The following is a 25,547-nucleotide window of genomic DNA, read 5'->3' on the forward strand; positions in this document are numbered from 1 at the left end:
AGTTGACGACGTGAACTCCCCAGCTCATCAAGCCCCAAGCGCAGCCAAGCCCAGCCTCCCACCCAATTATTAGTTAAAAAATAGCAACAATCTCCCCATTGCCCTTAAAATACGCATCAACAAAGCTAAACAACTTCCCAATTGCTGACTTAATTGATAACAAAAACGACATCCTCACCTTGCTTAAGTCCAGCAAAATTTATATAAATTAATGTCGCAGTTTTAAAAGAATTTGTCACACTCCATCCGTAAAATACCTACATCCAGTTAACTTGAGGCTTGATCATGACCGCAGCTACCGCAACTACCCATTTGCCAACGACATCACCTGTTACTCGTCAAACGTTTGACGAAGTGATTGTGCCAACTTACGCGCCATCGAATTTGGTGCCGGTGCGCGCTAAAGGGTTGGACGTTTGGGCGCAAGATGGTCGTCAATATTTGGATTTCACCGCCGGTATCGCCGTAACTAGCTTGGGCCATTGCCATCCAGATGTGGTGCACACCTTGCAGCAGCAGGCTGAAAAATTGTGGCACGTTGGTAATGGTTATACCAACGAACCGGTGTTGGAATTGGCGCGCTCTTTGGTTGCCGCAACGTTTGCAGACCGCGCGTTTTTCTGTAATTCGGGTGCGGAAGCGAACGAAGCAGCGTTGAAGTTAGCGCGTAAATATGCCGCTAAAAATGGTCATGCGCACAAAACCCGCATTATCTCTTGCGTGAATTCTTTCCATGGTCGAACCTTGTTCACTGTCTCGGTGGGCGGTCAGCCTAAATACACCGAGGGTTTTGGCCCATTGCCACCGGAATTAACCCACGTTCCATTTAACGATATCGAGGCGGCACGTGCCGCCATGGGTGACGATGTGTGCGCGATTATGGTTGAGCCGATTCAGGGCGAGGGCGGTGTGATGCCCGCGACGACCGAATATTTACAAGCCTTGCGCGAATTGTGTGACCAACATGGCGCGTTATTGATTTTTGATGAAGTGCAATGCGGTATGGGTCGCACTGGTCAATTGTTTGCCTACATGGGTTACGGTGTTGTGCCGGATATTTTGACAACCGCTAAAGCCTTGGGTAACGGTTATCCGATAGGCGGCATGCTGACTTCGGAAAAAGTCGCCGCTGCTTTTGTGGTCGGTACGCACGGAACAACCTACGGTGGAAATCCTTTGGCGGCCTCTGTTGCGCTGACCGTACTGCGCACGATTAATGTGCCTAGTTTTTTACTGCGCGTCAAACACGCATCGAAAACCCTGATCTTAGCCTTGCAAGGTTTGGTGCAAGAATATCCGCAGATGTTGAAAGAAGTGCGCGGCAGCGGTTTGTTGTTGGGGATTCAGTTGGCCGATGGCTTCAAAGGTCGTGCTAAGGAAATCACCAAAGCCGCAGAAGATCAAGGTTTGATGGTGTTGATCGCAGGACCGGATGTGCTGCGTTTCGCGCCAGCCTTAATCGTTAGTGATGAACAAATCGCCGAAGCAGCAGCGCGTCTGCGTCGTGCCTTGGCAACGGTAGCGGCAGCGTAATTGTCGTTATTAATAATTGTTATTAATAATCGTCATTTAATCTCCTAAAAAGGGTTGCCATGTTTATTGTCAGACCAGTTGCAGCGAGTGATATTCCAGCGTTGGTTGAACTGGCTTCAGGTCTGACACAAGGTGTGCACACCATGGCGAAAACGCCAGCGGCAATTGAACGTGCGGTAGAGCAATCGTTACGTTCTTTTGCCAGCCCATCCGATATTTCGGGCGAAGAAAATTATTTATTCATTCTAGAAAATGCCAGCAACGGGCAATTGATCGGCAGCGCCGCGATTGCTGCCTCGGCCGGTTCGAAAGGAACATTTTTTTCGTTCCGCAACGACGTGATTCAACAAGTTTCACGCGACCTCAATATTAGCCACAGTGTGCATGCGTTAACGTTGTGCGCCGACTTGACGAGCTATTCTCAGCTATCCAGTTTTTTTGTGCGACGTGATCATCACGCCCAGCCCGAAGCGGCTTTATTGTCGCGCGCGCGCTTGATGTTTGCTGCTTGTATGCCGGAACGATTTAGTGACAATTTTTTTGTGTCCTTGGCTGGCTACACCGACGCGCAAGGTCATTCGCCGTTTTGGGAAGCGCTGGGGCGTAAATTTTTTCAGATGGATTTTCTGCAGGCTGAACGTTTGGTCGAAGGAGCGCGTAACCGCACTTTGATCGTTGAATTGATGCCACATTATCCGGTGTATGTACCGTTGCTGACCGGTGCGGCGCAAGCGGCGATGGGGCAGGTGCACGCCGAGAGCGAAGTGCCGTTTGATTTGCTCACCAAAGAAGGCTTTGCGGCCGATGAATTCATCGATATTTTTGACGGCGGCCCAATCTTGGAAGCCAATAAAAATGCGCTGACCTCGTTTGCGCATGGACTTAAACTACAAGTCGATACCGCTAGTGACGACGCACACGCGCTGCATGCCAGCCAGTCGCATACTTATTTGGTCGCCACTAACCGCGCTGCTGATTTCCGCGCCACCATCGTGCAATCGCGTGCTTTGGAGCATGCGCAAACGGTGCAGCTTTCGGAAAAAGTGATGCAAGCCTTAATGGTGGCAGATGGCGACGATGTGTTATGCGTGCGTTGGTAAGTCGTCGGTAAGGCGTCAAAAAATTAAAAAGTACAAGCAAGATCAAACAAGGGAAAAACAATGATAGTCGTCCGCGCAATTAGAACTGAAGACTTAGATGGCTTAATGTATTTAGCTACCCAAGTCGGCGATGGCATGACCACGCTTAAGCCCGATACCACCATGTTGAGCAATCGGATCGCGGTAGCCGTGGCCTCGTTCGCCGAGCAAATTCCGCCCGAGCAGCGCGACTATTTGTTTGTGATGGAAGACACCACCAACGGCAAAATTGCGGGAGTTAGCGCGATTAAAAGCGCGGTCGGTTTGGATGAGCCTTTCTACAATTACCGCATTGGCACGCTGGTACATTCGAGCAAAGAGTTGAACGTCTATTCGCGCATGGACACCTTGTATTTATCGAATGATTTAACTGGCTGCGCTGAGTTGTGCTCCCTGTTTTTACATCCCGACTACCGTACTGGCAATAACGGTAAATTGCTGTCTAAATCGCGCTTTCTATTCATCGCCCAATTTCCTCATTTATTCAGCGAAAAACTAATCGCCGAATTACGCGGTTTTCAACATCCCGATGGTAGTTCACCGTTCTGGGATAACTTGGGTCGTCACTTTTTTAAAATGGATTTCAGCCGCGCCGACGATTTGAGCAGCTTAGGTAAAAAATCCTTCATCGCTGAACTCATGCCGCGTCATCCTTTGTATGTGGCCTACTTGCCCAAAGAAGCGCAGGACGTGATCGGCCAAGTCCACGTGGATACCGCACCTGCGCGCCGCTTATTGGAGCAAGAAGGGCTGTATTACGAAGGCTTTGTCGATATTTTTGATGCGGGCCCAGTGTTGCAAGCGCGGGTTAACGAATTGCGCTCGGTACGCACCAGTGAAGTCGTGCAAGTAGTGGATGTCAGCGCGCCAGCGCCCGCCGCGCATGCGATGTTGGTGGCCAATACCAGCATTGCCGATTATCGAATTATCGCCACCGATGTTGCGCCGGCTAACGGACATATCCAGTTGAACGCAGAGCAGCAACAAGCGCTGCGCTGTTCCGTGTCGTCAGCGGTACGAACCATGTCATTAAATACCTAAAATAAGTAATCGAAGGCAAACACTATGAGCACTCAATTAAGCAATTACATTAACGGCATTTGGTTGCCCGGCAGCGGCGCGCAATTTAGCGTGGTGAATCCGGCTAATGGACAAATGATTTGGCAAGCTAACGAAGCCGGTGTCGATGAAGTGAGCCAAGCTTGCCGCGCTGCGCGTACAAGTTTTTCGGCCTGGGCCAAAACAAGCTTGGACGAACGTATTGCCATTTGTGGCAAGTTCCGCGATTTATTAAAAGCGCACACCGAAGAATTAGCTGGATTGATCGCGCAGGAAGTTGGCAAGCCGCTTTGGGAAGCTCGCACTGAAGTTGCCACCATGGCCAACAAAATTGATATTTCCGTCCAAGCCTACCGCGCCCGTACCGGCGTTGTTAGCAGCGTCATTGCTGACGGCGATGCGGTGTTGCGCCATCGTCCGCACGGAGTTTTTGCCGTATTTGGCCCATATAATTTCCCCGGTCATTTACCGAACGGTCATATCGTTCCAGCGTTAATCGCGGGTAATACCTTGGTATTTAAGCCGAGCGAATACGCACCCCAAACCGCGATTAAAACAGTCCAATTGTGGGAGCAAGCGGGTTTGCCTAAAGGTGTCTTGAATCTAGTTAACGGTGCTAAAGACACCGGTATCGCGTTATCAAAAAACGCGGATATCGATGGCGTGTTATTTACCGGCAGCTATCAAACCGGCGTGATTTTGCACAAATTATTTGCTGGACAGCCGGGCAAAATGTTGGCGCTAGAAATGGGCGGCAACAATGCGTTGGTCGCGTGGGATGTCAAAGACGTCGATGCCGCCGTGCATCACACAATTTTCTCCGCGTTTGTCAGTGCAGGCCAACGTTGCACCTGCGCCAGACGTTTAGTGATTCCAAATAACGCCCAAGGTCAGGCTTTTGTAGATCGCCTAGTGCAAGTCGCGGCCGCCATCAAAGTGGGTGCGAGCGACGCACAACCAGCGCCGTTTATGGGACCGGTCGTCTCGAGCGCCATCGCGCAACGCTTACTGGCAGCGCAAAATGACTTGATCGCTAAGGGCGGTAAATCCTTATTAGAAATGCGCCAATTGGAAGCCAACACTGGCTTTTTATCCGCAGGAATTATTGATGTCACTGATGCTAAAGGTATTCCCGACGAAGAATGGTTCGGCCCCATGTTGCAAGTAATCCGCGTGGCCGATTTTGCCCAAGCCATCGAAGTCGCCAACGCCACCAGTTATGGTTTAGCCGCAGGATTATTAAGCGACGATGCTGCGTTGTGGCAGCAATTCCAAACCGAGATCCGCGCTGGCGTAGTCAACTGGAACCGCCCAACCACAGGCGCTGCCAGCACAGCACCTTTCGGCGGCATAGGCAATTCCGGTAATCACCGACCTAGTGCTTACTATGCGGCTGATTATTGCGCCTATCCGGTTGCGTCGATTGAAACCAGCGTTTTAGAAATGCCGAAGCAGTTGTCGCCGGGATTGGTGTTTTAAAAATAGTGTGTTGATTGAAGTTTGTATGTTGTGACGCAACCCAATTTGCCGCGAAATTTAGTGGCGGCTGTTCGTTAAACTGCCCTGTGACTTGTTTGCTTACTTTTTTGGGCTAAGTAAAAAAGTGAGGAGCCACAGAGCTAGCAACGGCACACGAACCTTAATTTGCGAGCATGGTAGTTTTTTTAAAAGCCGATCTAAAAGCCGTAAGTAAATAATTAAATAATTTAGGAATAACCCAAATGTCCACTACTCGTGAATTTAATTTCGACGGCCTAGTCGGCCCAACCCACAACTACGCTGGCCTGTCCTTCGGTAACGTAGCGTCGTCATCCAACATCAAAAGCGCGTCCAATCCTAAGGAGGCCGCGTTGCAAGGCTTAGCCAAAATGCGTGCCTTAGCTCAGCGCGGCTTTGGGCAAGCCTTATTGCCACCGCAAGATCGTCCCAATTTTAAATTGCTGCGCCAACTCGGCTTCACTGGCACCAATGCCCAAATGATTGAGTCGGCAGCGCGCGTCTCGCCCGTTATTTTGGCCTGCGCTTATTCTTCTTCGCCAATGTGGACTGCTAACGCCGCCACAGTTAGCCCATCGATGGACACGGCTGACGGTCGGGTTCATTTCACCATTGCCAACCTCAATAACAAATTGCACCGCTCGTATGAGCACACGCAAACCGAGCGTGCGCTGCGCCACATTTTTGCCAATGAGCAGCATTTCAGCGTCCACCAAGCTTTGCCGCCAACGCCTGCTTTTGGCGATGAAGGTGCGGCCAATCACACCCGTTTGTGCGCTCAACATGGTGCACCCGGCGTGGAATTGTTCGTCTATGGGCGCAGCGAATTTGATTCACGCATCATCGGCCCGAAAAAATTCCCAGCCCGGCAAACCATTGAAGCTAGCCAAGCGGTGGCGCGTTTGCATGGGTTAAAAGAAGCCCAAACCGTATTCGTCCAGCAAAACCCAGACACGATCGATCAAGGCGTATTTCATAACGACGTGATTGCCGTTGGTAGTGGCAACGTATTGTTCTACCACCAAGAAGCGTTTGTTGATGAAGCCGATGCTATCGCGCGCTGCCGCGTTGCAATGCAGCATGTGGGCGCTGAGTTGAATCCGATTCGAGTCAATTCGGCCGATGTGTCGGTGGCCGATGCGGTGTCGTCGTATTTATTTAATAGCCAATTGTTGGCAAAACCGAATGGAAAAATGGCCTTGTTGGTGCCACAAGAGTGCAGCGAAAACGCCGCCGTGGCCGCTTATTTAAAAGGTCTTATCAACGAATCTGGCGCAATTGACGAGCTATTGAGCTTTGAATTGCGCCAAAGTATGCGCAATGGCGGTGGCCCGGCTTGTTTGCGTTTGCGAGTAGCTTTAACTGATCAACAAGCACAGGCCATGCACCAAGGCGTAGTTTTTACCGAAACGCTATACGCCCGCTTAGTCACTTGGGTCGAACGTCATTACCGTGACACACTCGCCCCCGACGATTTGGCTGATCCAGCACTTGCTATTGAAGTGCAAACAGCCTTAAATGAATTAAGCGAAATTCTAAATTTACCCAATTTGTACGAATTTTAAACAGCACCTTTTTATAAATAGAGGATGTAATGAGACAAGCACAGGAATTACGTAAGCAAACATTGACATTGGTGCAATCGCATAACCCACCAAGCAATCCTTCGGTCAGTGCCTTGCTGGAAACATGGCTTTCTTCATTGGAAGAAGACGACTTAGCCGGCATATTGCCTGCCAGCTTAGCTTCCGTTTTGTGGGAAGGCTTTACCCACGCATCGACTTGGACTCCCGCGCAAGGATGCCAAATTACTACGTTGGCCTACCAAGACGGGCGCGGCGGACATGCTACTGCCTTGCTGATTTTGAATCCCGATATGCCGTTTTTGGTTGATTCGATCGTCATGGCCTTACGCAGCAAACGCGTCGTTTCGCGCTCGGTGCTGAATTCGGTGTTGGCTGTGCAGCGCGACGCTTCGGGCAACGTCGTGCATGTTGAAACTGCCAAAGCAACCAAGGACAGCAACGCTGGCTTGGAATCGATCGTGTTGTGCTTATTGTCTGAACAATTACACCAAGGCGAATTGAATTCGCTCATCGATCACATCACCATGTCGGTCGGCGACGCCGCCGATGTGCGCCGTGATACACCGACCTTATCGGCCAAGATGGTCGAAATCGCTGATAACGTTGAATCCGTGCACGCCGGCTTGGCGAGCAAAGCGGATGGCGCAGAGACCGCGGCTTTTTTACGTTGGGCTAACAGCATTGGTTTTGAAACCTTTGGCTATGTGTACTACGCCGTGCAAAATGGCGCACGCGAATTAGTACGCGATGTGGATAGTGCGTTAGGTGTGCTGAAAAGTAAAAGTCATCCTGTGTATGGCGATTGCCTGCGTAGTATTCCGGGCGATTTTGAAACCTTGCAAGCACGCGAACATACCTTGTCGGTCGTCAAAGCGGACGTGCAATCGACCCTGTACCGTGATCAACAATTAGATTTTATTGGTGTACGTAATGTCGATGCCAAGGGTACTTTACTGGGCGAGCATTGCTTAGTCGGTTTATTTACTCGCGCCGCGACGGCTACCGCATTAAACGATTTGCCGTTTGCGCGTGTGCGGATTGCACAAGTGTTGCGCTTGGCTGGCGTGCGTCCTGAAGGCTTCCGCGCAGAGAAGTTTGTCGAAATTTTAGAATCCTTGCCACGCGTCGAAGTGTTAGAAGCCCAACCCGAATGGCTCGCTGAAGTATCGAGCGCGGTAGTGGCGCTGTACAAACAACCACGCGCCAAAGTATTTGCCCGCCGCGACGTGTATGGTCGCCATCTCAACGTGCTGCTGTACATGCCACGCGAGCTGTACAGCTCCAATTTGTCCGATACGCTAGCCGAGACCTTAAAAGAAGTCGTCACCGCCGCCGAAGTGCGGGTCGAAACTTTATTGTCCGATGGCCCGTTAGCTCGTTTGTATTTAATCGCCAAAGCGGCGCGTCCTAATCTGGATTTAGAAAACGATATTCAGTTGCCCTTATTGGGCGTGTTAGAAGGTTGGCACACCACGTTCGACAATTTGGTCGATGCCACCGATAGCGCCGATGTACGCGTTGGGTTGCGTAAGTTGTGCGCGGAATTACCAGCAGAATACATCGCTGAGACGTCGCCAGTGACCGCCTTTCACGATTTATCCGGCATCTTGGCGAATGCCGGTTCGTCGCGCATTAAAGTGCGCGTTGAAACGCATCAGCCAATCAGCATCCGCTTGCAGTCGGTTGGCAAAGTGCCTTCCTTATCCAACATCTTGCCTGCGATGCATAACGCTGGTGTGGTGATTGAACGCGAACAAACCTACAAAGTGGCAACGACTGCCGACGCTGCGGATATTTTTGTGACGTGCTTATCCTTAGACGACGCTAGCGCAGAAAAAATGGCGCGTCCGGGCGTTGCTGCTGTGGCCGAGCAATTGTTTGAATCGCTGCTAAATAACGAAGCCGAAGATGGTCGCATGAATGCCTTGGTTATTGAAGCCAGCATGCGTCCAATGGATGTGCAAGTTATTCGCGCCTATGCCAGCTATTGGCGCCAAGCAGGCTGCCGTTTCAGTATTCGCTACATGGCGGATTGCCTTAAAAAACAAGCCAGCTATGTGCGCGAATTATCGGACGCATTTTTGGTGCGCTTTAATCCTGAACTGAGCGCCGAACAACGCGAAGTCGGGACCAATGCGTTGCACGCGATCAAAGAAAAATTAGCCGAAATCAATCACGCCGATTCGGAAGATATTTTGCGCACTTTGGCTGAATTGATGTTGGCCACAATTCGTACCTCTTACTATCAAAAGAAACAAGTCAACGACACGATTCTGTTTAAGTTCGATACCACCCAATTATCGTGGTTGCCACAGCCGCGTCCGTTCCGCGAAATCTTCGTGTTCTCGCGTCGTTTTGAAGGCGTGCATTTACGCGGCGGCCCAGTGGCACGCGGCGGTTTGCGTTGGTCAGATCGGATGGAAGATTACCGTACCGAAGTGCTAGGTTTGGTCAAAGCGCAAATGGTCAAAAATGCGGTCATCGTGCCAGCCGGTGCTAAAGGTGGTTTCGTCTGCAAAATGGTGCCGAAAGACGCAAACGGTGTCAGCACAAGGGAATTGGTGGCACGTGAAGGCGAAGCGGTCTATCGCTTGTTTATCGCTGGTTTGCTCGATTTAACCGACAATCGCCAACAAGGCCAAGTGCATCATCCACTCGAAACCGTGTGCTACGACGGTGCTGATCCGTATTTGGTGGTGGCGGCGGATAAAGGCACGGCGACTTTCTCCGATATCGCCAATGGCATTGCGGTTGAACGCGGCTTTTGGTTGGGCGATGCGTTTGCTTCAGGTGGCTCCAACGGTTACGACCATAAAAAATTGGGGATTACCGCCAAGGGCGCATGGGAAGCGGTCAAACGTCATTTCTATGAACTAGGTCATGATCTCAATACCACGCCAATTACCATGGTCGGCGTGGGCGATATGTCGGGTGACGTATTTGGTAATGGCTTGCTGTTATCGCGTCAGATTAAATTGATTGCGGCGTTCGACCATCGTCATATCTTTATTGACCCAACGCCGGATGTCAAAGCGTCGTTCGCAGAACGTCAACGCATGTTTGCCTTGCCGCGCTCGTCGTGGGACGACTACAACAAGATGTTGATCTCTGCTGGTGGCGGCGTGTATCCACGCGACGCACGCAGCATTATTTTGTCGCTTGAAGCGCAACGTGCTTTGCATACTGATGCGAAAACGGTCACGCCAGAACAGTTATTGCATATCATTTTGATGGCGCAAGTTGATCTGTTTTATAACGGTGGTATCGGCACGTACATCAAGGCTTCTACCGAGACCCACGCCCAAGTCAAAGATCGCGCCAACGATGCGATTCGCGTCAATGGCAACGAGATGCGCGTCAAGGTTGTGGCCGAAGGCGGTAACTTGGGCGCAACCCAAGCAGGTCGGATTGAGTTCGCCTTGCACGGCGGTCGTATCTTCACCGATGCGATTGATAACTCGGCTGGTGTGGATTGTTCTGACCACGAAGTCAACGTAAAAATTTGGCTCGATAGCGAAGTCAACGCCGGCAAGATCAACGAAGCTGAACGCAACGGCATGTTGAACAAAATCACCTTGGATATCGAAGCTTTGGTCTTGCGTGATAACAGCCAGCAAACACGCTTATTAGTGCGCGAAGAACAAGCGCAGCATGAAGTGCATTTCCAAGACGCGTATGCTGAATTGGTGCGTAGTTTGGAAGCTGAAGGCGTGTTATCGCGCGAGTTGGAGCAACTGCCATCGGAAGTGGAATTACACCGCCGCAAAGAAGCTGGTCGCGGTTTGACGGCGCCAGAATTAGCGGTGGTGGTTGCCAACGTTAAAAACCGCTACAAAGGCATTTTGTCGGCCTTGCCATTAACGGGGCACGCCTGGGCCAAAACCATGTTGACCCCGTATTTCCCGAAAGCCTTGGTCGCCACCCGCAACGGTTTAGATCATCCATTAGCCAATCCAATTTTGGGCACAGTATTGGCCAACGAAGCGGTCAACCGCTGCGGCCCAATCATGCTGGTGGAGTTGGCCAAGAAATATGGCGTAGGTGAATCCGACGTGATTTTGGCCTGGTCGCAAGCGTGGTCTGCGCTGCATTTAGCGCCGCTGTTCGACATCTTGGACGAACACGCCTTAACCGAATCGCGCGATGTGTCCAAAGCGATTGATGCACGCGCTCGGGTATTGCAACGTGCCTTGATCGAAGGCGTGTTGTCGGTACCTAATTTGGAAGCGTCTGGTAATTTAGTTGAGTTGACTAATTTGTTTAGCCACCCCGGCGCGGTCGCTGCTTTGTTGGGTAAAGCGGTCAGCGAAACTAAACCTTTCCCACGCGCTTGCCAAACGGTGGAAGCTCTAATTGACATGGCCGATTTCTTGTTCGCTGCGCTGGCAACTCCGCGTCCAGTTGGCTTGGAATTGTCCACCTTCTTGCAAATTGGTTTGCAACTGCGTCAGCAATCCGGCATCGCGCAATTGGAGCCAGTGTTAATGCAGTCGGCGGTAACGCCTTTACGCAGCCATGCGTTAAATGCTTTGCGCCGCGCACAACATCGTTTGCTGGAACAAGTGCTATCGAAGTTGACCGATGCCAAACCAAGCGCCGACCATATCAATGCGGGTATTGCTGATGTGTTGAAACAGGCTGGCATTGCGCCTAAATCGACTGCCGCTCATGAACTCCCCAGCTTAGAAACAGCGCTGTTGGAAGTTTGGTCATTATCGGAAGCCGCATCCATCGGTGCAATCGCGGCATGATGCAAACTCAGACTGAGTTCTGTACTGACTTTGCCAAGGGAGATTTTTCTTCCTTGGTAGCGTCGTTTGAATTAGCTGGCTTCGAGGTGCAGCAGCCTATCGAAGGTGCGCTGCAAGTCTGCGCCAAGAGGACTGATGTCATTATTGGTGAAGAGCGGCTGCGCTTATTTATCTCTGTTGGTGTGCACGGTGATGAAACCGCACCGATAGAAATGATGGCGCAGTTACTCTATCAATTGGCGCAAACGCCGCAAGCCTTGGCAGTGGATTTGTTAATCACTATCGGCAATATCGGTGCGATTGCGCAGGCCAAGCGGTTTATTGATGTTGATTTAAATCGTTTGTTCACTCCGCAGCGTCAGCAGTTTAATGACACCCACGAAGCGGCGCGGGCCGATCAATTGATGCAAGTCTCGCAGCAGTTTTTTGCTGCTCATGCACATAAATGGCATCTGGATTTGCACACCGCCATTCGGGCGTCGTTTTATCCCACATTTGCCATTGTTCCGGGCGCACACAATCCTGATTTCATTGCATGGTTAGACCAAGCTGGTATTGATGCGGCAGTATTAAATCCGCAAGTCTCGGTCACGTTTAGTTCTTATACTTGCCAACATTTGGGCGCGGTCAGTTGTACGGCTGAATTGGGGCGGGTAGGGGAATTGGGTAAGAACGATTTAACCCAGTTTGTGCGGACGCAAGCGGCGTTGGATAGCTTGTTGCGGGCTGGATTAGTTCGGACTGCGGCGAAGGCGGAAACTGCTACGTCGCCATCAATATTAGTTTTCCGAGTGGCACAAGAGATGATTAAACGCAGCGAAGCGTTTCAACTGAGCTTTGATGGCAGCACCCAAAACTTTACCCAATTTGCGCCCAATACCGTGATCGCCACCGATGGCGAACATCGCTATGTAGTGGGGCCAGAACCGGAATATGTGCTGTTTCCCAATCAGAATGTGCGGGTCGGACTGCGGGCTGGTTTGTTGGTGGTGCGGGTTTAGTTTTGTAGCGTGTGCCCAATGAAAAGGGCGTCCATGATGGACGCCCAAGAAGCACTCTTAAGAAGGATAGCCCTAAGCGAGCTTCGTCGCTTTAAGCAATTAAAAATGGTAATAAGCGCCAATTTGAATGACAGGATAGGTCTTCAAGCGATTCACTTTTGATTCCACATTGTTATTTTCAACCGCCAAGTCAGAGCTCAATTGAGCGCAAATTTGTGCTGGCGCGGTGCAGCCTGTGCTAGTGAGTGTCGATGCGGGAGAACCTGCTGCAAGCACGCCTAAATCCGAAGTAAATCCCCATCCCGAATTTTTGCCCACAGGATTGCCCCAACCGATACCCAAATAAGGTGCTCCGCTTCTAAAAGTGATATTGCCATCGATGGTTCCCGCGTTCGCCGCACTGTAGGTGTTGCCGTTGATCGTGTAGGTGCCACTGGTATTAGCGTTAGCAACGGAAGTGACTTTGTTGCCGTTATGGACGAAGCCGCCCGTGATGTGAAAACTACCACTACCTGGATACCAATCTAACAATGCGCCTACGCTTTGCAGCTTCAATGTAAAGTCGTAGTTCACTTCGGAGGTAGAACCACTATAAGTGTAGTTATAGGCATTAAAACCAACGCGCACATTCAGGTCGGGTTGAATCGGTGTACTTAAATGCAAGCCTGCACCCAAAGTGCCAATGTCTGCGGACAGCCCAACGTCGGCTGCTTGGACGAGTGACGTGCTAAATAGTGAGGCGATAGCCAGTGCAACGAGTGAAGTTTTCATAATCGACTTTCAAAGTAAATGTGGTGGAAACGGTGCTTGGCTGACGACAACCGTGAAGAAGTTATTGAATCGACACGCGCAACAGAACAAATTGCTGCTGACTTACCGAGTCTAGGTAAACCAAATGGGACTTACAATGGAAGCGGGTATGTAACATTAGTAAGCAGAGGCAATTGAGACGGTAAAAAGAAAAAACGCACGGTCAGCGCTAACTGAACCGTGCGTTTTTTGTAGGGCCACATCGTTGATTAAAACGATGTACCTATCGCTAGCTTTATTTTAAATATTGCGCAAACCAATCCAAGGTGCGTTTTTCCACTTCCGCCAAGGTTGCTGGATTGCGGTAAGCATGTCCTTCACCCGGGAAAATAATTGTGGATGAAGGCACGCCCATTGCTTTCAACGCATGACCAAATTCCTGTGTTTGTGGCGCAGGGCATTCCACATCGGCGGCACCTACCATGCTCAAGGTTGGTGTTTTTACGTTCTTGATAAAGTTGATCGGCGACGATTTGGCATAGATTTGTGGATCGTCATAAACCGACGCGCCGAAATAAGGAATCATCCATTCATCAATACCGTTTTCACCGTAATACGATTGCCAGTTACTTATACCTGCGCCCGCAACGGCTGCCTTAAAGCGATTAGTCTGGGTCACGGTCCACATGGTCATAAAGCCACCGTAGCTATGTCCAGTAACACCTAAGCGTTCAGGATCAATCGGTGCGCTGGCGATTGCGGCATCAACACCTGACAAGATATCGCGCAAATCACCGTAACCAAAATCGCGCACGTTGGCGGCGGTGAATTCTTCACCTTGACCGTAGCTGCCGCGTGGATTCGGCGCGAACACGGCGTAGCCGTTATCCAATAATGAGCGCAACGTTCCCGCACCAATAAAGCCAGGTCGCACTGCCGCAGCGGGGCCGCCATGGATTAAGGTAATCAACGGAAGCTTGCCGTTTTTGGACGCCGTTTGGAATTTTTTCTCTGGCAGAATTAACCAGCCTTGCACGTTGAACGCATCGCTCTTCCAATTCAAGCTCGTGACGGTATAAGGCGCAGTCATGTGTGCATTGAGGTTGGTGAAGTTTTTCCATTTGCCGATTTCACCTAAGGCGATTTCAGGTGCGGTGGTAAATGTTTGGCGCGAGATGGCGGTGACATTTGATTTGCAGGTATCGGTATGAATCGTGTGATTTAAACGAATTGATTCCTGACCTTCCCAAATCACTTTGCCAGCATTGGTTTTGCTGCCATCACCAAAATTGACGATTTGCGCTTTGTCGCCAGCCAATACATTGGCTAACAAATTCCCATCGCAATTCCATTCAAAACCTGTGACCGATGCCGGCAATTTTGGCGTCCCGTTGAGCAGATTGCCGCCTTGGGTTGGGATGGTATATAAGTCGCCGCCAGTTGAGCCGAAATCGCTCATGATGCCGATGATTAAGCCGACCGTTTTGCCATCACGCGAAACGGTGGGCGAGGCCAATTGTTGTTGTGGATTGGTCGGCGCGAACAATACATCGGCTTTGGTTGCGTTGAAGCGATACAGTTTGGCGACCCAGTAATTATTGTCACCGTCGCCTTCCGCGGCAGTGCCAACAAAACCGCTGCCATCGGGAATCCAATCGTATTCATAAACGAACAAATTCGAAGGCGATTGCCATTCTAATTTATCGTTATTGACGATGGCGATGCGTTGTTCTGGTGGGGCGGCATTGATGTCGCCAGTAATCGGTGCGCCAGCTTCGACGGCGCCTAATTCTTTGTTGGCGTTTTCAGTGGCTAGTACCGCTAATTTGCCGGAAGGGCTGTAAATCAAATCGCTGATCGTACCGTTAAATGCCAATATTTTTTTTAGATTTTTACCGTCGGCATCTACTTGGTACAAGGTGCGCGCATGGCTGCCAGGCGAGCGCAAAGCGAAGCTGATTTTTTTCGAGTCTGGCGTCCAAGCTGGTGACTCTGGCCAGCACTGAGCAACGCGGCCACAAGGTAATTTCACGGTATTGGTCGTTTTGCCATCGACGCTACGGATAAGTAAATCGCGGATGATCGGCGCTCCACCTGCCGGGGATGTATCGCCTTCAATCGTGACGAGCTGATGTTTGTCTGGGGACAGTTGCATCCCCATGAAGTAATGCTGCGGTTTAGTTTCAGCTTGTGCGGCACCAAGGTAGAGGGCCGACAGGGCGATTGCCGCGCCAAGGATGGGGCGCAATATCGATGCAGGGCGGTTTAATTTGACTGTGCTCATATTAACCTTGCTTTAAAAAGGGTTTAGGGGAGGCGAGTTGAGAGTTTATTAACTGAGTCGAAACGAAAAACGGGCAGCAATCTAATGCTGCCCGCAACAAATTCTTCAACGCGATTCTGTAGAGCAATGCTAACTTAGCTAATACTTATTGGCAACACTATTTAACATTTGATTGCCAGCCGCTCAGGACTAACGGACTTTTAGGAGGTCGATTAAAGCTTGATTCGCCGCAGGCGCAAGGCGTTGGTGATTACCGTCACCGAACTCAAACTCATTGCCGCTGCAGCAATCATGGGATTGAGCAATAGGCCAAACACAGGGAAAAACAGCCCAGCGGCAACTGGAATGCCGGCGAAATTGTAGATAAACGCAAAGAATAAATTCTGGCGAATATTTTTCATCGTGATCAAGCTCAGTTTGCGCGCTTTTAAAATTCCCTCCAAATCGCCTTTGAGCAAAACAATATCCGCGCTTTGCAGCGCAATATCGCTGCCATTTCCCATTGCAATGCCGACATCAGCTTGAGTTAGCGCGGGTGCATCGTTAATACCATCGCCGGCCATCGCGACGATGCTCCCCTGTTGCTGCAAGTGTTGTACATGTTGATGTTTATCGGCCGGAAGCAGGTTGGCATACACCTGAGTGATCTCGCATTGACGGGCGATATTCGTAGCACTTTGTGCAGTGTCGCCGGTGAGTAAGATAATTTCTAGGCCAGCTTGCCTTAGCTGTTTTAGCACCGAGATTGTGTTCAATTTTAACGCGTCGGCCACATAAAAGATGGCGGCTAAGTTGCCGTCAACGGCTAAATAAATCGCGCTGTCGTTGGCGTGTTGCGGCAGGGTTGCTGTGGAAAGGCCTGAGCAATGATGCTGCTCCAATAGCTTTTTAGCACCGATTAGCAGCGTATGTCCTTGCGCCACGGCGCTAATGCCTAAACCTGTCATCGATTGAAAATCACTAACCGTCGGCAGCGTTAGCTTAGCTTCGATGGCGGCCTGATTGATCGCATGCGCTAAGGGATGCTCGCTCGGTTTTTCGAGCGCAGCAGCAAAACTTAATACCTGTTCGCGTGAAAACTCGCCAATTACTTGGACTTGTTGTACACGCGGCTTACCTTCGGTCAGTGTCCCAGTTTTATCAATCACTAAGGTTGTGACTTTCGCCATTTGCTCCAAGCTATTGGCATTTTTTACCAAGACGCCAGCAGCGGCAGCACGGCCAACCGCAACGGTAATCGAAATTGGTGTGGCTAAACCCAGCGCACACGGACAGGCAATCAACAATACCGAAATCGCGCACATGAATGCGAATGGCATACTTGCGCCAACCAGCGCCCAAATAATCGCGCTCGACACCGCGCACAGCATTACAAAGGGAACAAACCAACCCGCCACTTTATCGGCGAGTTGTTGGATATCAGCGCGGCTGCGACTGGCCTGATTGACCAAATCAATAATGTTAGCCAGTAATGTATCGCGACCAATTTTTTGGGCTTGCATAATCAAGCTGCCGGTTTGATTGATCGTTCCAGCTTTGACGAGGCTACCGACGAGCTTTTCCTGCGGCATCGCTTCGCCAGTCAACATCGCCTCGTTAATCCATGACTGACCGCTAGTGACGACACCATCTACCGGAATCTGCGCGCCCGGCTTAATGCGCAACAAATCGTTGAGTTTGACCAGATTTAATTCAATTTCCTGTTCGCTACCATCGGCATTTACTTTGAATGCGGTAGTGGGCGTCAGTGCCAACAGAGCTTGAATCGCGCCCTGGGTTTTGGCTCGGCCTTTTAGCTCTAAAATTTGCCCCAACAACACCAACGTAATAATGACCGCTGCCGCTTCAAAATACAGTGGCAACATCCCAGTTTGGAATTGTGTCGGTAATATCTGAGGAAACAATAAGACCAGAACGCTGTAGGCGTAGGCCGTTGCAACGCCCAATCCGATTAAGCTAAACATGTTGAGATGCCCGGTCTTGAAAGACTGAATCGCGCGTTCAAAAAACGGTTGGGCAATCCAAATGACCACTGGACTAGCCAGAGCCAGTTGCAGCCAATCGAAGGCGCTATGGCCCAGCCGCGATGAAAAAAACATGCTGCTCACCATGTCACCCATGGTCAAAATCAACAACGGCAACGTGAACACCAAACTCCATTTAAATCGATGCGTAAAGTCGTCTAACTCGGTCGTGTCAATTTCTGTTGTAGCTTCCATCGGATCAAGCGCCATACCGCAAATAGGGCAAGTGCCGGGTCCCATTTGCTCGATTTCCGGATGCATTGGGCAGCTATATAATTGGTTCTTTTGCGCTACGGTGGGTGGTTCTGCTGGTTTAGGGTTGAGATAGATGTCTGGATCGGCAGTGAATTTTTTCGCACAGCCGGCGCAGCAAAAATAGTAGGTTTTTTCAGCATGAATGACCTGATGCCGCGACGTGTCGGACACCGTCATGCCGCAAACGGGGTCGATTAGCTTTGCCGTATCAGAGCTTGAATTGAGCTCAATTGCAGGAGTTTCAGAAGAGCCAGATTTAATCGCAATGGCGCGGGTTTTGATGTAATTGTTGGGCTGAAGATTAAATTTTTCTTGGCAGGATGGCGAGCAGAAATAATACAGAATGCCTTGGTAGCGTAGTTGATGTGCGGTGCTTTTATCGACTTGCATTCCACAGACTGGATCAATAATCGATTTTGCTAGTGGTTTGGGTGACGCAGGTGCATGGGCGGAGCAACAACTGTCGTTAGAATCGGTCATGATTAGATTTTGGTCAGATACAGCGTTGATGAGGTTAACTTCATTATTCTATTCTTGATTGAAGAAGTCTCAAACTTGGTATTCTTTTTTGAAGTACGCTCAACCTGTTAGTATTTCCGATTCCGCTAGCAACGCTGCCGCATCCCCGCGTGCTACTTGACCTTTGCCATTGGTTTTTGCGCGGTACATGGCTTTGTCGGCAATGGTCAGTACATCTTTGACTTTGGAGGGCGGAGTTTCAATTGTTGTATAACCAATTGAGGCGGTAATGCCATACATCGCTTCTTCCATGGAAGTACCAATTTTTTTACAAAATAATTGGCACAGTATTTCACAATCGGATTCAAGCGTATTGGGCATTAATACGACAAATTCATCGCCACCAATGCGGGAAATCGTATCCGATTCGCGCGTCAATTCTTTGAGCACTTCGGCCAGTAACATCAACGCCTTATCCCCGACATGATGGCCCATGCTGTCATTTAATTTCTTAAAGCCGTCTAAATCAATTAAGGCGATAGAAAAGTAACCGCCATAGCGCCGCTGCCGCACTACCTCATTCTCTAAAGCAATCTCCAACACACGACGATTAAATAATTTAGTCAACGGATCAATTGTTGCCAGCCTTGACGCTTCCAGAGTGTTATTGCGCGCGAAGCGAGCAACTAACACAACCGTCGCGTTCGACAGCACAATCATTAAGAAAAGATAGATGCGGGTGTATTGATTAAGCTCAATGTAACGAGTCAGCGTGATCAATTGCACCGCCACCGCCAACAAGGTGGCGCCAAGCACGATATTATTTTTGGAACAATGCAGCGCAATCAGAGTCAAGGGAAAAACATACAGCACATGCAGCGATACTTGCGGTCCAGTAATTACATCCAAGGGAAACAGCATCAGTATGACAAGATAACTGCTAATAATCGCGAATTTTTCAGAAACAGAACCTGGTGAAGCTAAGTGTTTCAGTACAGTACAAAATGTTTTTTTCATTTTTAAATCTGTTGCAAGGCCGCTGACATAAATGTCTAAATTAATAGCAATTAGACATGTGGATTAAGCATACTAATCCTCTGGTCAGGCGCAAACAAGCACTAAATTCGATTTAATTATTTTTAACTTTAAATAGTTTGAAATCATGTCCAAAAAAACGTACACAATCGGTCAAATTGCTAAAATTTCCGGCGTCAGCGTTGAAACAATTCGCTATTACCAACGGCGTCATTTATTGGCAATTCCTGCGAAAGATTTTGGGGCGATTCGAGATTATCCGATCGAATTTATCGAGCAACTAGCATTCATTAAAAAGGCCAAGAGCCTAGGCTTTAGTCTTGATGAAGTGGCCAGCATACTGATGCTGTATTCCAAACGACAGCAATTCAGTGTGGATAATTTAATCGATCTAAGTGCAGAATATGCTGGCCTAATTAATCCGTCTGTGTGCTTGATCGCACAAGAGCGCCTAGCGCAAGTATGTGCGAAGATAGACGAGTTAAAAAACATTGAACTTGCTTTAAAGCAGTTAGTCACTCAATGCGAATCGAATCAATTTGAATCTAATCAATGCACTAGGCTAGGTGCAGTTACCAAGCGATAAGCCAGTACTACTTTTACTTAATTTGATATGACGAAAACAACTATGTAAAACAGATTCTATTCTGTGCTTAGAATTTGGGAATTTGATCAAGTTAACCTATAACAAATTAACTAATGCGTATATCATTAAATTGCCTCCTGGAAAAAATAGACGTACAAAAATAACGAAAAGCGCCAAAACACCAATTGGGTCAATTTAGATTATTGTTGTAATGTTTGTGCTATTAAAGGACGCAATCATGAAGATCTTCGATAACTATGCAGCTCGTTATGAACGGACCCGCGAAGAAGAATATTCTTTGCAAGAGTACCTGGAAATTTGCAAACGTGACCGATTAGCCTACGCCTCCGCCGCCGAACGATTATTGGCGGCAATCGGTGAGCCAGAGTTAGTTGATACCCGCCACGATCCCCGAAAATCGCGCATTTTCGCCAATAAAATCATCAAAATTTATCCTGCCTTCCGCGAGTTCTACGGCATGGAAGAAGTGGTCGAGCAAGTTGTCTCCTACTTCCGTCACGCCGCTCAAGGCTTGGAAGAACGAAAACAAATTCTTTACTTACTCGGCCCGGTCGGTGGTGGTAAATCGTCCATTGCTGAGAAGCTCAAATACCTGACCGAGCGTATTCCTTTTTACGCCATCAAAGGTTCTCCCGTTAATGAATCCCCGCTGGGCTTGTTTAACGAAGAAGAAGACGGTGTGATTCTGGAAGAAGATTTCGGTATTCCGCGGCGTTATTTGCGTACGATTCCTAGCCCTTGGGCGGTGAAACGTTTGCACGAATTTAATGGGGACATCAATCAATTCCGCGTGGTGAAACGTTATCCATCGGTCTTAAAACAAATCGCCATTTCCAAAACCGAACCCGGCGATGAAAACAATCAAGATATTTCATCCTTGGTCGGTAAAGTCGATATTCGCAAGTTAGAAGATTATGCGCAGGACGATCCAGATGCCTACAGCTACTCCGGCGGTTTGTGCTTGGCTAACCAGGGCTTGATGGAATTTGTTGAAATGTTCAAAGCGCCGATCAAGGTGCTGCATCCACTGCTCACAGCCACACAAGAAGGTAACTTCAAAGGAACCGAGGGGTTTGGCGCGATTCCGTTTGAAGGCGTGATTTTGGCGCACTCGAACGAATCGGAATGGAAATCGTTTAAAAATAATAAAAATAACGAAGCGTTTTTAGATCGTATTTATATCGTCAAAGTCCCTTATTGCCTGCGCGTTTCGGATGAGATTCGTATCTACGAAAAATTAGTTCGCACGTCCTCATTAATGCAAGCACCCTGCGCGCCCGGCACCTTAAAAATGATGGCCCAGTTTTCGGTGTTGTCGCGCCTAAAAGAGCCAGAAAATTCCAGCATCTTTAGCAAAATGTTGGTCTACGATGGTGAGAATCTCAAAGACACCGATCCTAAAGCTAAGTCCAAACAAGAGTACAGCGATTACGCCGGTGTGGATGAAGGGATGAACGGCTTATCAACCCGCTTCGCATTTAAAATTATTTCCAAAGTGTTTAACTTTGATACGACCGAAGTAGCCGCCAATCCAGTCCATTTGCTGTACGTGCTAGAACAGCAAATCGAGCGTGAACAATTCGCGCCCGAGCTTGAGCAAAAATACCTGTCCTACATTAAAGAATATTTAGCCCAGCGCTATATCGAATTCATCGGGAAAGAAATTCAAACAGCCTATCTAGAAAGCTATTCTGAATACGGACAAAATATTTTCGATCGCTATGTGTCGTTTGCCGACTTCTGGATTCAAGATCAAGAATTCCGCGATCCGGATACCGGCGAGAGTTTTGACCGCGAAGCCTTAAATAACGATTTGGAAAAAATCGAGAAGCCAGCGGGTATTTCTAATCCCAAAGACTTCCGCAATGAAATCGTCAATTTTGTTCTCCGTGCTCGTGCCCAAAATGGCGGTAAAAATCCAGCGTGGAATAGTTACGAAAAGCTGCGCACTGTCATCGAGAAAAAAATGTTCTCCAATACCGAAGAACTGTTGCCGGTGATTTCGTTTAACGCCAAAGCTAGCGTTGACGATGCCAACAAACATCAAGAGTTTGTAGATCGGATGGTGGCAAAAGGATATACCGCGAAACAAGTCAGGTTGTTATGTGAGTGGTATTTGCGCGTAAGAAAAACCTCTTAATTCTGGCATCTACGCAAGTTTGATTAAATCGCCTGCGCATTCGGCAATGCATTGATCGTCGCAATTTAGTACTAATTTGTGGGCTTGCGTAAATCCTAACCATGCAAAAAAAGGGGGCTATCTTGGTTCACTTAATTGATCGACGCATACAAGGGAAAAATAAATCGGCCGTCAATCGCGAGCGGTTTTTGCGGCGCTATAAAGATCAAATTAAAGACGCCGTTTCACGCGCGATCAAAGGGCGCTCGATTACCAACGTTGAGGGCGGTGAACGTATTTCCATTCCCGTCAAAGATGTTAATGAACCTAACTTTGGGCATTCGCATGGCGGCGTTTGGGAAACCGTTCGACCCGGCAATAAAGAATATCTCAAAGGCGATCAATTCAAACGCCCAAAAAGCGGCGGCGTTGGCGGTAAAGGGGAGGCGGGCAATAGCGAAGAAACTAGCGAAGACGAATTTGTATTTGAAGTCAGTCGCGAAGAGTTCATGAATTACTTCTTCGAAGATTTAGAGTTGCCCAATATGGTCAAAACGCAATTGACCGCAACGACCGATTTTCGGCAACAACGCGCTGGCTACAAAATGTCGGGCAATTCATCGAGCCTGCATGTGTTGCGTTCATTGCGTGGTGCAATGGGGCGGCGAATAGCGGTTGGTGGGAAGTCGAGTCGCCGCTTAAAAGCCGCAGAGCAAGAGATGCAGGATTTAATAAATCAAGGCGTTGATAGCGACGATGTTCGCACCCTCGAATTGCGCCATGAAATCAATCACCTACGCACACGCTTATTGGCGATTCCGTATTTGGACACCTTTGATCTGCGCTACAGCAATCGCATTAAAGTGCCTAAACCTTCTAGCCAAGCGGTGATGTTTTGTTTGTTGGATGTATCCGGTTCGATGGATGAATCAAGAAAAGATACGGCCAAGCGCTTTTTTATTTTGTTGTATTTATTTTTAACCCGCTCTTACGAAAAAATCGAGTTGGTTTTTATTCGGCATCACACCACCGCATTGGAAGTCGATGAACAAGAATTTTTTAATTCGCGCGAATCCGGTGGTACGGTGGTTTCGTCTGCGATTAATTTGCTCAATACCATTTTGCGGGAACGCTATCCGACCTCCGAATGGAATGCTTATGTCGCGCAAGCTTCCGACGGTGATAACTGGGATAACGATTCGTTGACCTGCCGCCAGCTATTAATTGATTCGATCATGCCGCTAGTTCAGTATTACGCCTATGTAGAAATTACTGACGGCGAGCCGCAAAATTTATGGCGCGAGTATGAGCAAATTGCAAGCCATTATTCTCATTTCGCCATGCGTAAGATTGAAGATCCCGCCGATATCTATCCGGTATTTAGGGATCTGTTTAAAAAACAGAATGCCAAGTTATGACTACATCGTCCACGACAGACCAAAACGTAACGCGCTTGCCCGAGCAATCCGAATGGACTTTTGAGCTATTGGAGCAGGTTGATGCCCAAGTGCGGCGCGTGGCGAAGAATTTTGGCCTCGATACTTATCCCAATCAATTGGAAGTAATCACCGCAGAGCAGATGATGGATGCCTATGCGTCTGTTGGTATGCCGATTTCGTATTATCACTGGTCGTTTGGGAAGCACTTTTTAGGCACCGAAAAAAGCTATAAGCGCGGTCAAATGGGTTTGGCGTATGAGATTGTCATCAACTCCAATCCTTGCATTGCCTATCTGATGGAAGAAAACACGTTGACCATGCAAACGCTGGTTATCGCGCATGCCGCGTATGGTCATAATTCTTTCTTTAAAGGGAATTATCTGTTTCGCACATGGACCGATGCGGAAGCCATTATTGATTACATGTTGTTTGCCAAAAATTTTATCGCCGACTGCGAACAACGTCATGGCATTGATGCGGTCGAGGCGATTCTTGATTCTTGCCACGCGCTGCAAAACTACGGGGTTGATCGCTATAAACGTCCAGCGCGGATTTCCTTAGCCAAAGAGCATTTGCGTCAGCGTGAGCGTGAGGAATATTTACAATCGCAAGTCAATGACTTATGGCGCACATTGCCCCGTAAAGAGCAGTCCACGGCAGAAGATACGCCGCCGCGCGTTCCGTCCGAGCCGCAAGAGAATTTACTGTATTTCATTGAAAAATACTCGCCTAAGTTGCAGCCTTGGCAACGAGAAATCGTGCGCGTAACCCGCAAAATTTCGCAATACTTTTACCCGCAGCGCCAAACTCAAGTCATGAACGAAGGCTGGGCGACGTTTTGGCATTACACGATTTTGAACCAACTCTATGATGAAGGCGTGGTAGGTGACGGCTTTATGATGGAATTCCTGCAAAGTCATACCAACGTGGTGTACCAACCGCCAGTGACTAGCCCGTATTTCAATGGCATTAATCCCTATGCGCTGGGTTTTGCCATGATGACCGACATCCGCCGTATTTGTGAGAACCCAACGGAAGAGGATAAACGTTGGTTTCCTGACATCGCCGGTAGCGATTGGCAAAAGACTTTGGACTTCGCCATGCGAAATTTTAAAGATGAAAGCTTTATCTTGCAGTATTTATCACCTAAACTGATTCGCGACTTCCACTTTTTTACCGTGTTGGACGACGATAACAAAGATACCTTAACCATCTCGGCAATCCACGATGATAGCGGTTATCGCTACATCCGCGAGCGCTTGGCGGGGCAATACAATTTGGGTAATCGCGAGCCGAATATCCAAGTCTGGTCGGTCGATATGCAGGGCAACCGTTCGTTGACATTGCGACATTTGCAATACCAACGTCGTCCCTTGAATCAGCAAACCGACGAGGTGTTAAAGCATGTCGCCAGGCTTTGGGGTTTTGATGTGTATTTGGACACGATAGATGAAGCTGGAAAAGTTAAACAACGCCATGAATGCAGGGCGACGCGCAGCTAGTAGTTCATTATTCTAAGGAACTGAACATGTATTTAGATCACCCCACCATTAGCGCAATTCACAGCGACACCGAACCAGATCGCTTAGAACGCTTGAATCGTGTGTACGGCTACGTCATAGGGCAAGCCGATCTGTCGAACAATAAAACCTGCATCACCAAAATCGCCAATTTGCATGACAGCAAAGGCACGCTGTATGTCTCTTGGTCGGTTCAGCCGAGCGACCAAGAAAGAACCTTTTTTGCCCGCGCTTGGCGCAGTCAGATTGGTGACGAATCGACTAATGTGGTGCACCAGTTGATTTTGGATTAATCCTTTTGCTACGCGTCCGAAAGGGCGCTTGTCTCCCGCAACAACGGATTCTGCTTGCGTGCTGAATCCGTTTTTTTATGGCCGAATTTTATTTGTAGTACTCGATTTGATCTGCTAAAACAAACAGTGAAAAGTATCTTTTCCTGAAATTGAATCGTTATTGGAGGTCTGGCTATGTCGATGGAATTAATCAAAC

At 48.8% G+C, this 25,547-nt stretch carries 16 protein-coding genes; 12 read left to right on the forward strand and 4 right to left on the reverse strand.

Features of this window, described 5'->3' with window-relative positions; translation table 11 throughout:
* The first annotated feature begins 285 nt into the window (after window positions 1-285).
* The 7 genes from E2I14_RS07025 (at window position 286) to E2I14_RS07055 (ending at window position 12,566) form a co-directional block, all read left to right on the forward strand.
* The gene (locus tag E2I14_RS07025) at window positions 286-1,533 is read left to right on the forward strand and encodes an acetylornithine/succinyldiaminopimelate transaminase (protein ID WP_133326805.1); all 1,248 of its coding nucleotides are present in this window, start codon (window positions 286-288) and stop codon (window positions 1,531-1,533) included.
* A gap of 59 nt (window positions 1,534-1,592) precedes the next feature.
* The gene (locus E2I14_RS07030; RefSeq protein WP_133326807.1) at window positions 1,593-2,633 is read left to right on the forward strand and encodes an arginine N-succinyltransferase; all 1,041 of its coding nucleotides are present in this window, start codon (window positions 1,593-1,595) and stop codon (window positions 2,631-2,633) included.
* 60 nt (window positions 2,634-2,693) lie between these two features.
* Window positions 2,694-3,713, forward strand: coding sequence for an arginine N-succinyltransferase (astA, locus tag E2I14_RS07035; protein WP_133326809.1), 1,020 nt, complete (start codon window positions 2,694-2,696; stop codon window positions 3,711-3,713).
* Window positions 3,714-3,737: 24 nt separating this feature from the next.
* A complete protein-coding gene (gene astD / locus E2I14_RS07040; protein ID WP_133326811.1) occupies window positions 3,738-5,210 on the forward strand; it encodes a succinylglutamate-semialdehyde dehydrogenase in 1,473 nt (490 codons plus the stop codon).
* A 242-nt stretch (window positions 5,211-5,452) separates the two neighbouring features.
* Window positions 5,453-6,793 carry an N-succinylarginine dihydrolase gene (gene astB / locus E2I14_RS07045; protein ID WP_133326813.1) on the forward strand — a complete coding sequence of 447 codons (1,341 nt, stop codon included), beginning with the start codon at window positions 5,453-5,455 and terminating at the stop codon, window positions 6,791-6,793.
* 29 nt (window positions 6,794-6,822) lie between these two features.
* Window positions 6,823-11,565, forward strand: coding sequence for an NAD-glutamate dehydrogenase domain-containing protein (locus E2I14_RS07050; protein WP_133326815.1), 4,743 nt, complete (start codon window positions 6,823-6,825; stop codon window positions 11,563-11,565).
* Entirely contained in the window at window positions 11,562-12,566 is a 1,005-nt protein-coding gene (locus tag E2I14_RS07055; RefSeq protein WP_227544626.1) for a succinylglutamate desuccinylase, read from the forward strand. Before E2I14_RS07050 ends, E2I14_RS07055 begins: the two co-directional genes overlap by 4 nt.
* 99 nt (window positions 12,567-12,665) lie before the next feature.
* Here the strand turns inward: E2I14_RS07055 and E2I14_RS07060 are convergent, their stop codons facing one another.
* The 4 genes from E2I14_RS07060 to E2I14_RS07075 all read right to left on the reverse strand — a co-directional run bounded on the left by E2I14_RS07060 (window position 12,666) and on the right by E2I14_RS07075 (window position 19,355).
* Complete coding sequence (locus tag E2I14_RS07060) at window positions 12,666-13,337, reverse strand: hypothetical protein (RefSeq protein ID WP_133326817.1); 672 nt, start codon at window positions 13,335-13,337, stop codon at window positions 12,666-12,668.
* A 274-nt stretch (window positions 13,338-13,611) separates the two neighbouring features.
* Entirely contained in the window at window positions 13,612-15,600 is a 1,989-nt protein-coding gene (locus E2I14_RS07065; protein WP_133326819.1) for a S9 family peptidase, read from the reverse strand.
* Between the two features lie 212 nt (window positions 15,601-15,812).
* The gene (locus E2I14_RS07070; protein ID WP_133326821.1) at window positions 15,813-18,359 is read right to left on the reverse strand and encodes a heavy metal translocating P-type ATPase; all 2,547 of its coding nucleotides are present in this window, start codon (window positions 18,357-18,359) and stop codon (window positions 15,813-15,815) included.
* Window positions 18,360-18,458: 99 nt separating this feature from the next.
* Entirely contained in the window at window positions 18,459-19,355 is an 897-nt protein-coding gene (locus E2I14_RS07075) for a GGDEF domain-containing protein (RefSeq protein WP_133326823.1), read from the reverse strand.
* A gap of 145 nt (window positions 19,356-19,500) precedes the next feature.
* On the opposite strand from E2I14_RS07075, the gene E2I14_RS07080 reads away from it, so the two are divergent.
* The 5 genes from E2I14_RS07080 (at window position 19,501) to E2I14_RS07100 (ending at window position 25,351) form a co-directional block, all read left to right on the forward strand.
* Window positions 19,501-19,959 carry a MerR family transcriptional regulator gene (locus tag E2I14_RS07080; RefSeq protein WP_133326825.1) on the forward strand — a complete coding sequence of 153 codons (459 nt, stop codon included), beginning with the start codon at window positions 19,501-19,503 and terminating at the stop codon, window positions 19,957-19,959.
* A 238-nt stretch (window positions 19,960-20,197) separates the two neighbouring features.
* Window positions 20,198-22,120: a PrkA family serine protein kinase gene (locus E2I14_RS07085; protein ID WP_133326827.1), complete on the forward strand. Its 1,923-nt coding sequence runs from the start codon at window positions 20,198-20,200 to the stop codon at window positions 22,118-22,120.
* Between the two features lie 122 nt (window positions 22,121-22,242).
* Window positions 22,243-23,517, forward strand: a complete 1,275-nt coding sequence (locus tag E2I14_RS07090) for a YeaH/YhbH family protein (protein WP_133326829.1) — start codon at window positions 22,243-22,245, stop codon at window positions 23,515-23,517.
* Window positions 23,514-25,040: a SpoVR family protein gene (locus E2I14_RS07095; protein WP_133326831.1), complete on the forward strand. Its 1,527-nt coding sequence runs from the start codon at window positions 23,514-23,516 to the stop codon at window positions 25,038-25,040. Before E2I14_RS07090 ends, E2I14_RS07095 begins: the two co-directional genes overlap by 4 nt.
* Window positions 25,041-25,066: 26 nt before the next feature.
* Entirely contained in the window at window positions 25,067-25,351 is a 285-nt protein-coding gene (locus E2I14_RS07100; RefSeq protein ID WP_133326833.1) for a hypothetical protein, read from the forward strand.
* Window positions 25,352-25,547: the final 196 nt, after the last annotated feature.

Origin of the sequence: Sapientia aquatica (genome assembly GCF_004358105.1) — a bacterium.
GTDB lineage: Bacteria > Pseudomonadota > Gammaproteobacteria > Burkholderiales > Burkholderiaceae_D > Solimicrobium > Solimicrobium aquaticum.

Coding starts and splice junctions, on each gene's coding strand:
- E2I14_RS07065 (WP_133326819.1), bottom strand. CDS start 15,600: ATGAGCACAGTCAAATTAAACCGCCCTGCATCGATATTGCGCCCCATC.
- E2I14_RS07080 (WP_133326825.1), top strand. CDS start 19,501: ATGTCCAAAAAAACGTACACAATCGGTCAAATTGCTAAAATTTCCGGC.
- E2I14_RS07055 (WP_227544626.1), top strand. CDS start 11,562: ATGATGCAAACTCAGACTGAGTTCTGTACTGACTTTGCCAAGGGAGAT.
- E2I14_RS07075 (WP_133326823.1), bottom strand. CDS start 19,355: ATGAAAAAAACATTTTGTACTGTACTGAAACACTTAGCTTCACCAGGT.
- E2I14_RS07100 (WP_133326833.1), top strand. CDS start 25,067: ATGTATTTAGATCACCCCACCATTAGCGCAATTCACAGCGACACCGAA.
- astD (WP_133326811.1), top strand. CDS start 3,738: ATGAGCACTCAATTAAGCAATTACATTAACGGCATTTGGTTGCCCGGC.
- astA (WP_133326809.1), top strand. CDS start 2,694: ATGATAGTCGTCCGCGCAATTAGAACTGAAGACTTAGATGGCTTAATG.
- E2I14_RS07060 (WP_133326817.1), bottom strand. CDS start 13,337: ATGAAAACTTCACTCGTTGCACTGGCTATCGCCTCACTATTTAGCACG.
- E2I14_RS07030 (WP_133326807.1), top strand. CDS start 1,593: ATGTTTATTGTCAGACCAGTTGCAGCGAGTGATATTCCAGCGTTGGTT.
- E2I14_RS07025 (WP_133326805.1), top strand. CDS start 286: ATGACCGCAGCTACCGCAACTACCCATTTGCCAACGACATCACCTGTT.
- E2I14_RS07095 (WP_133326831.1), top strand. CDS start 23,514: ATGACTACATCGTCCACGACAGACCAAAACGTAACGCGCTTGCCCGAG.
- astB (WP_133326813.1), top strand. CDS start 5,453: ATGTCCACTACTCGTGAATTTAATTTCGACGGCCTAGTCGGCCCAACC.
- E2I14_RS07050 (WP_133326815.1), top strand. CDS start 6,823: ATGAGACAAGCACAGGAATTACGTAAGCAAACATTGACATTGGTGCAA.
- E2I14_RS07085 (WP_133326827.1), top strand. CDS start 20,198: ATGAAGATCTTCGATAACTATGCAGCTCGTTATGAACGGACCCGCGAA.
- E2I14_RS07070 (WP_133326821.1), bottom strand. CDS start 18,359: ATGACCGATTCTAACGACAGTTGTTGCTCCGCCCATGCACCTGCGTCA.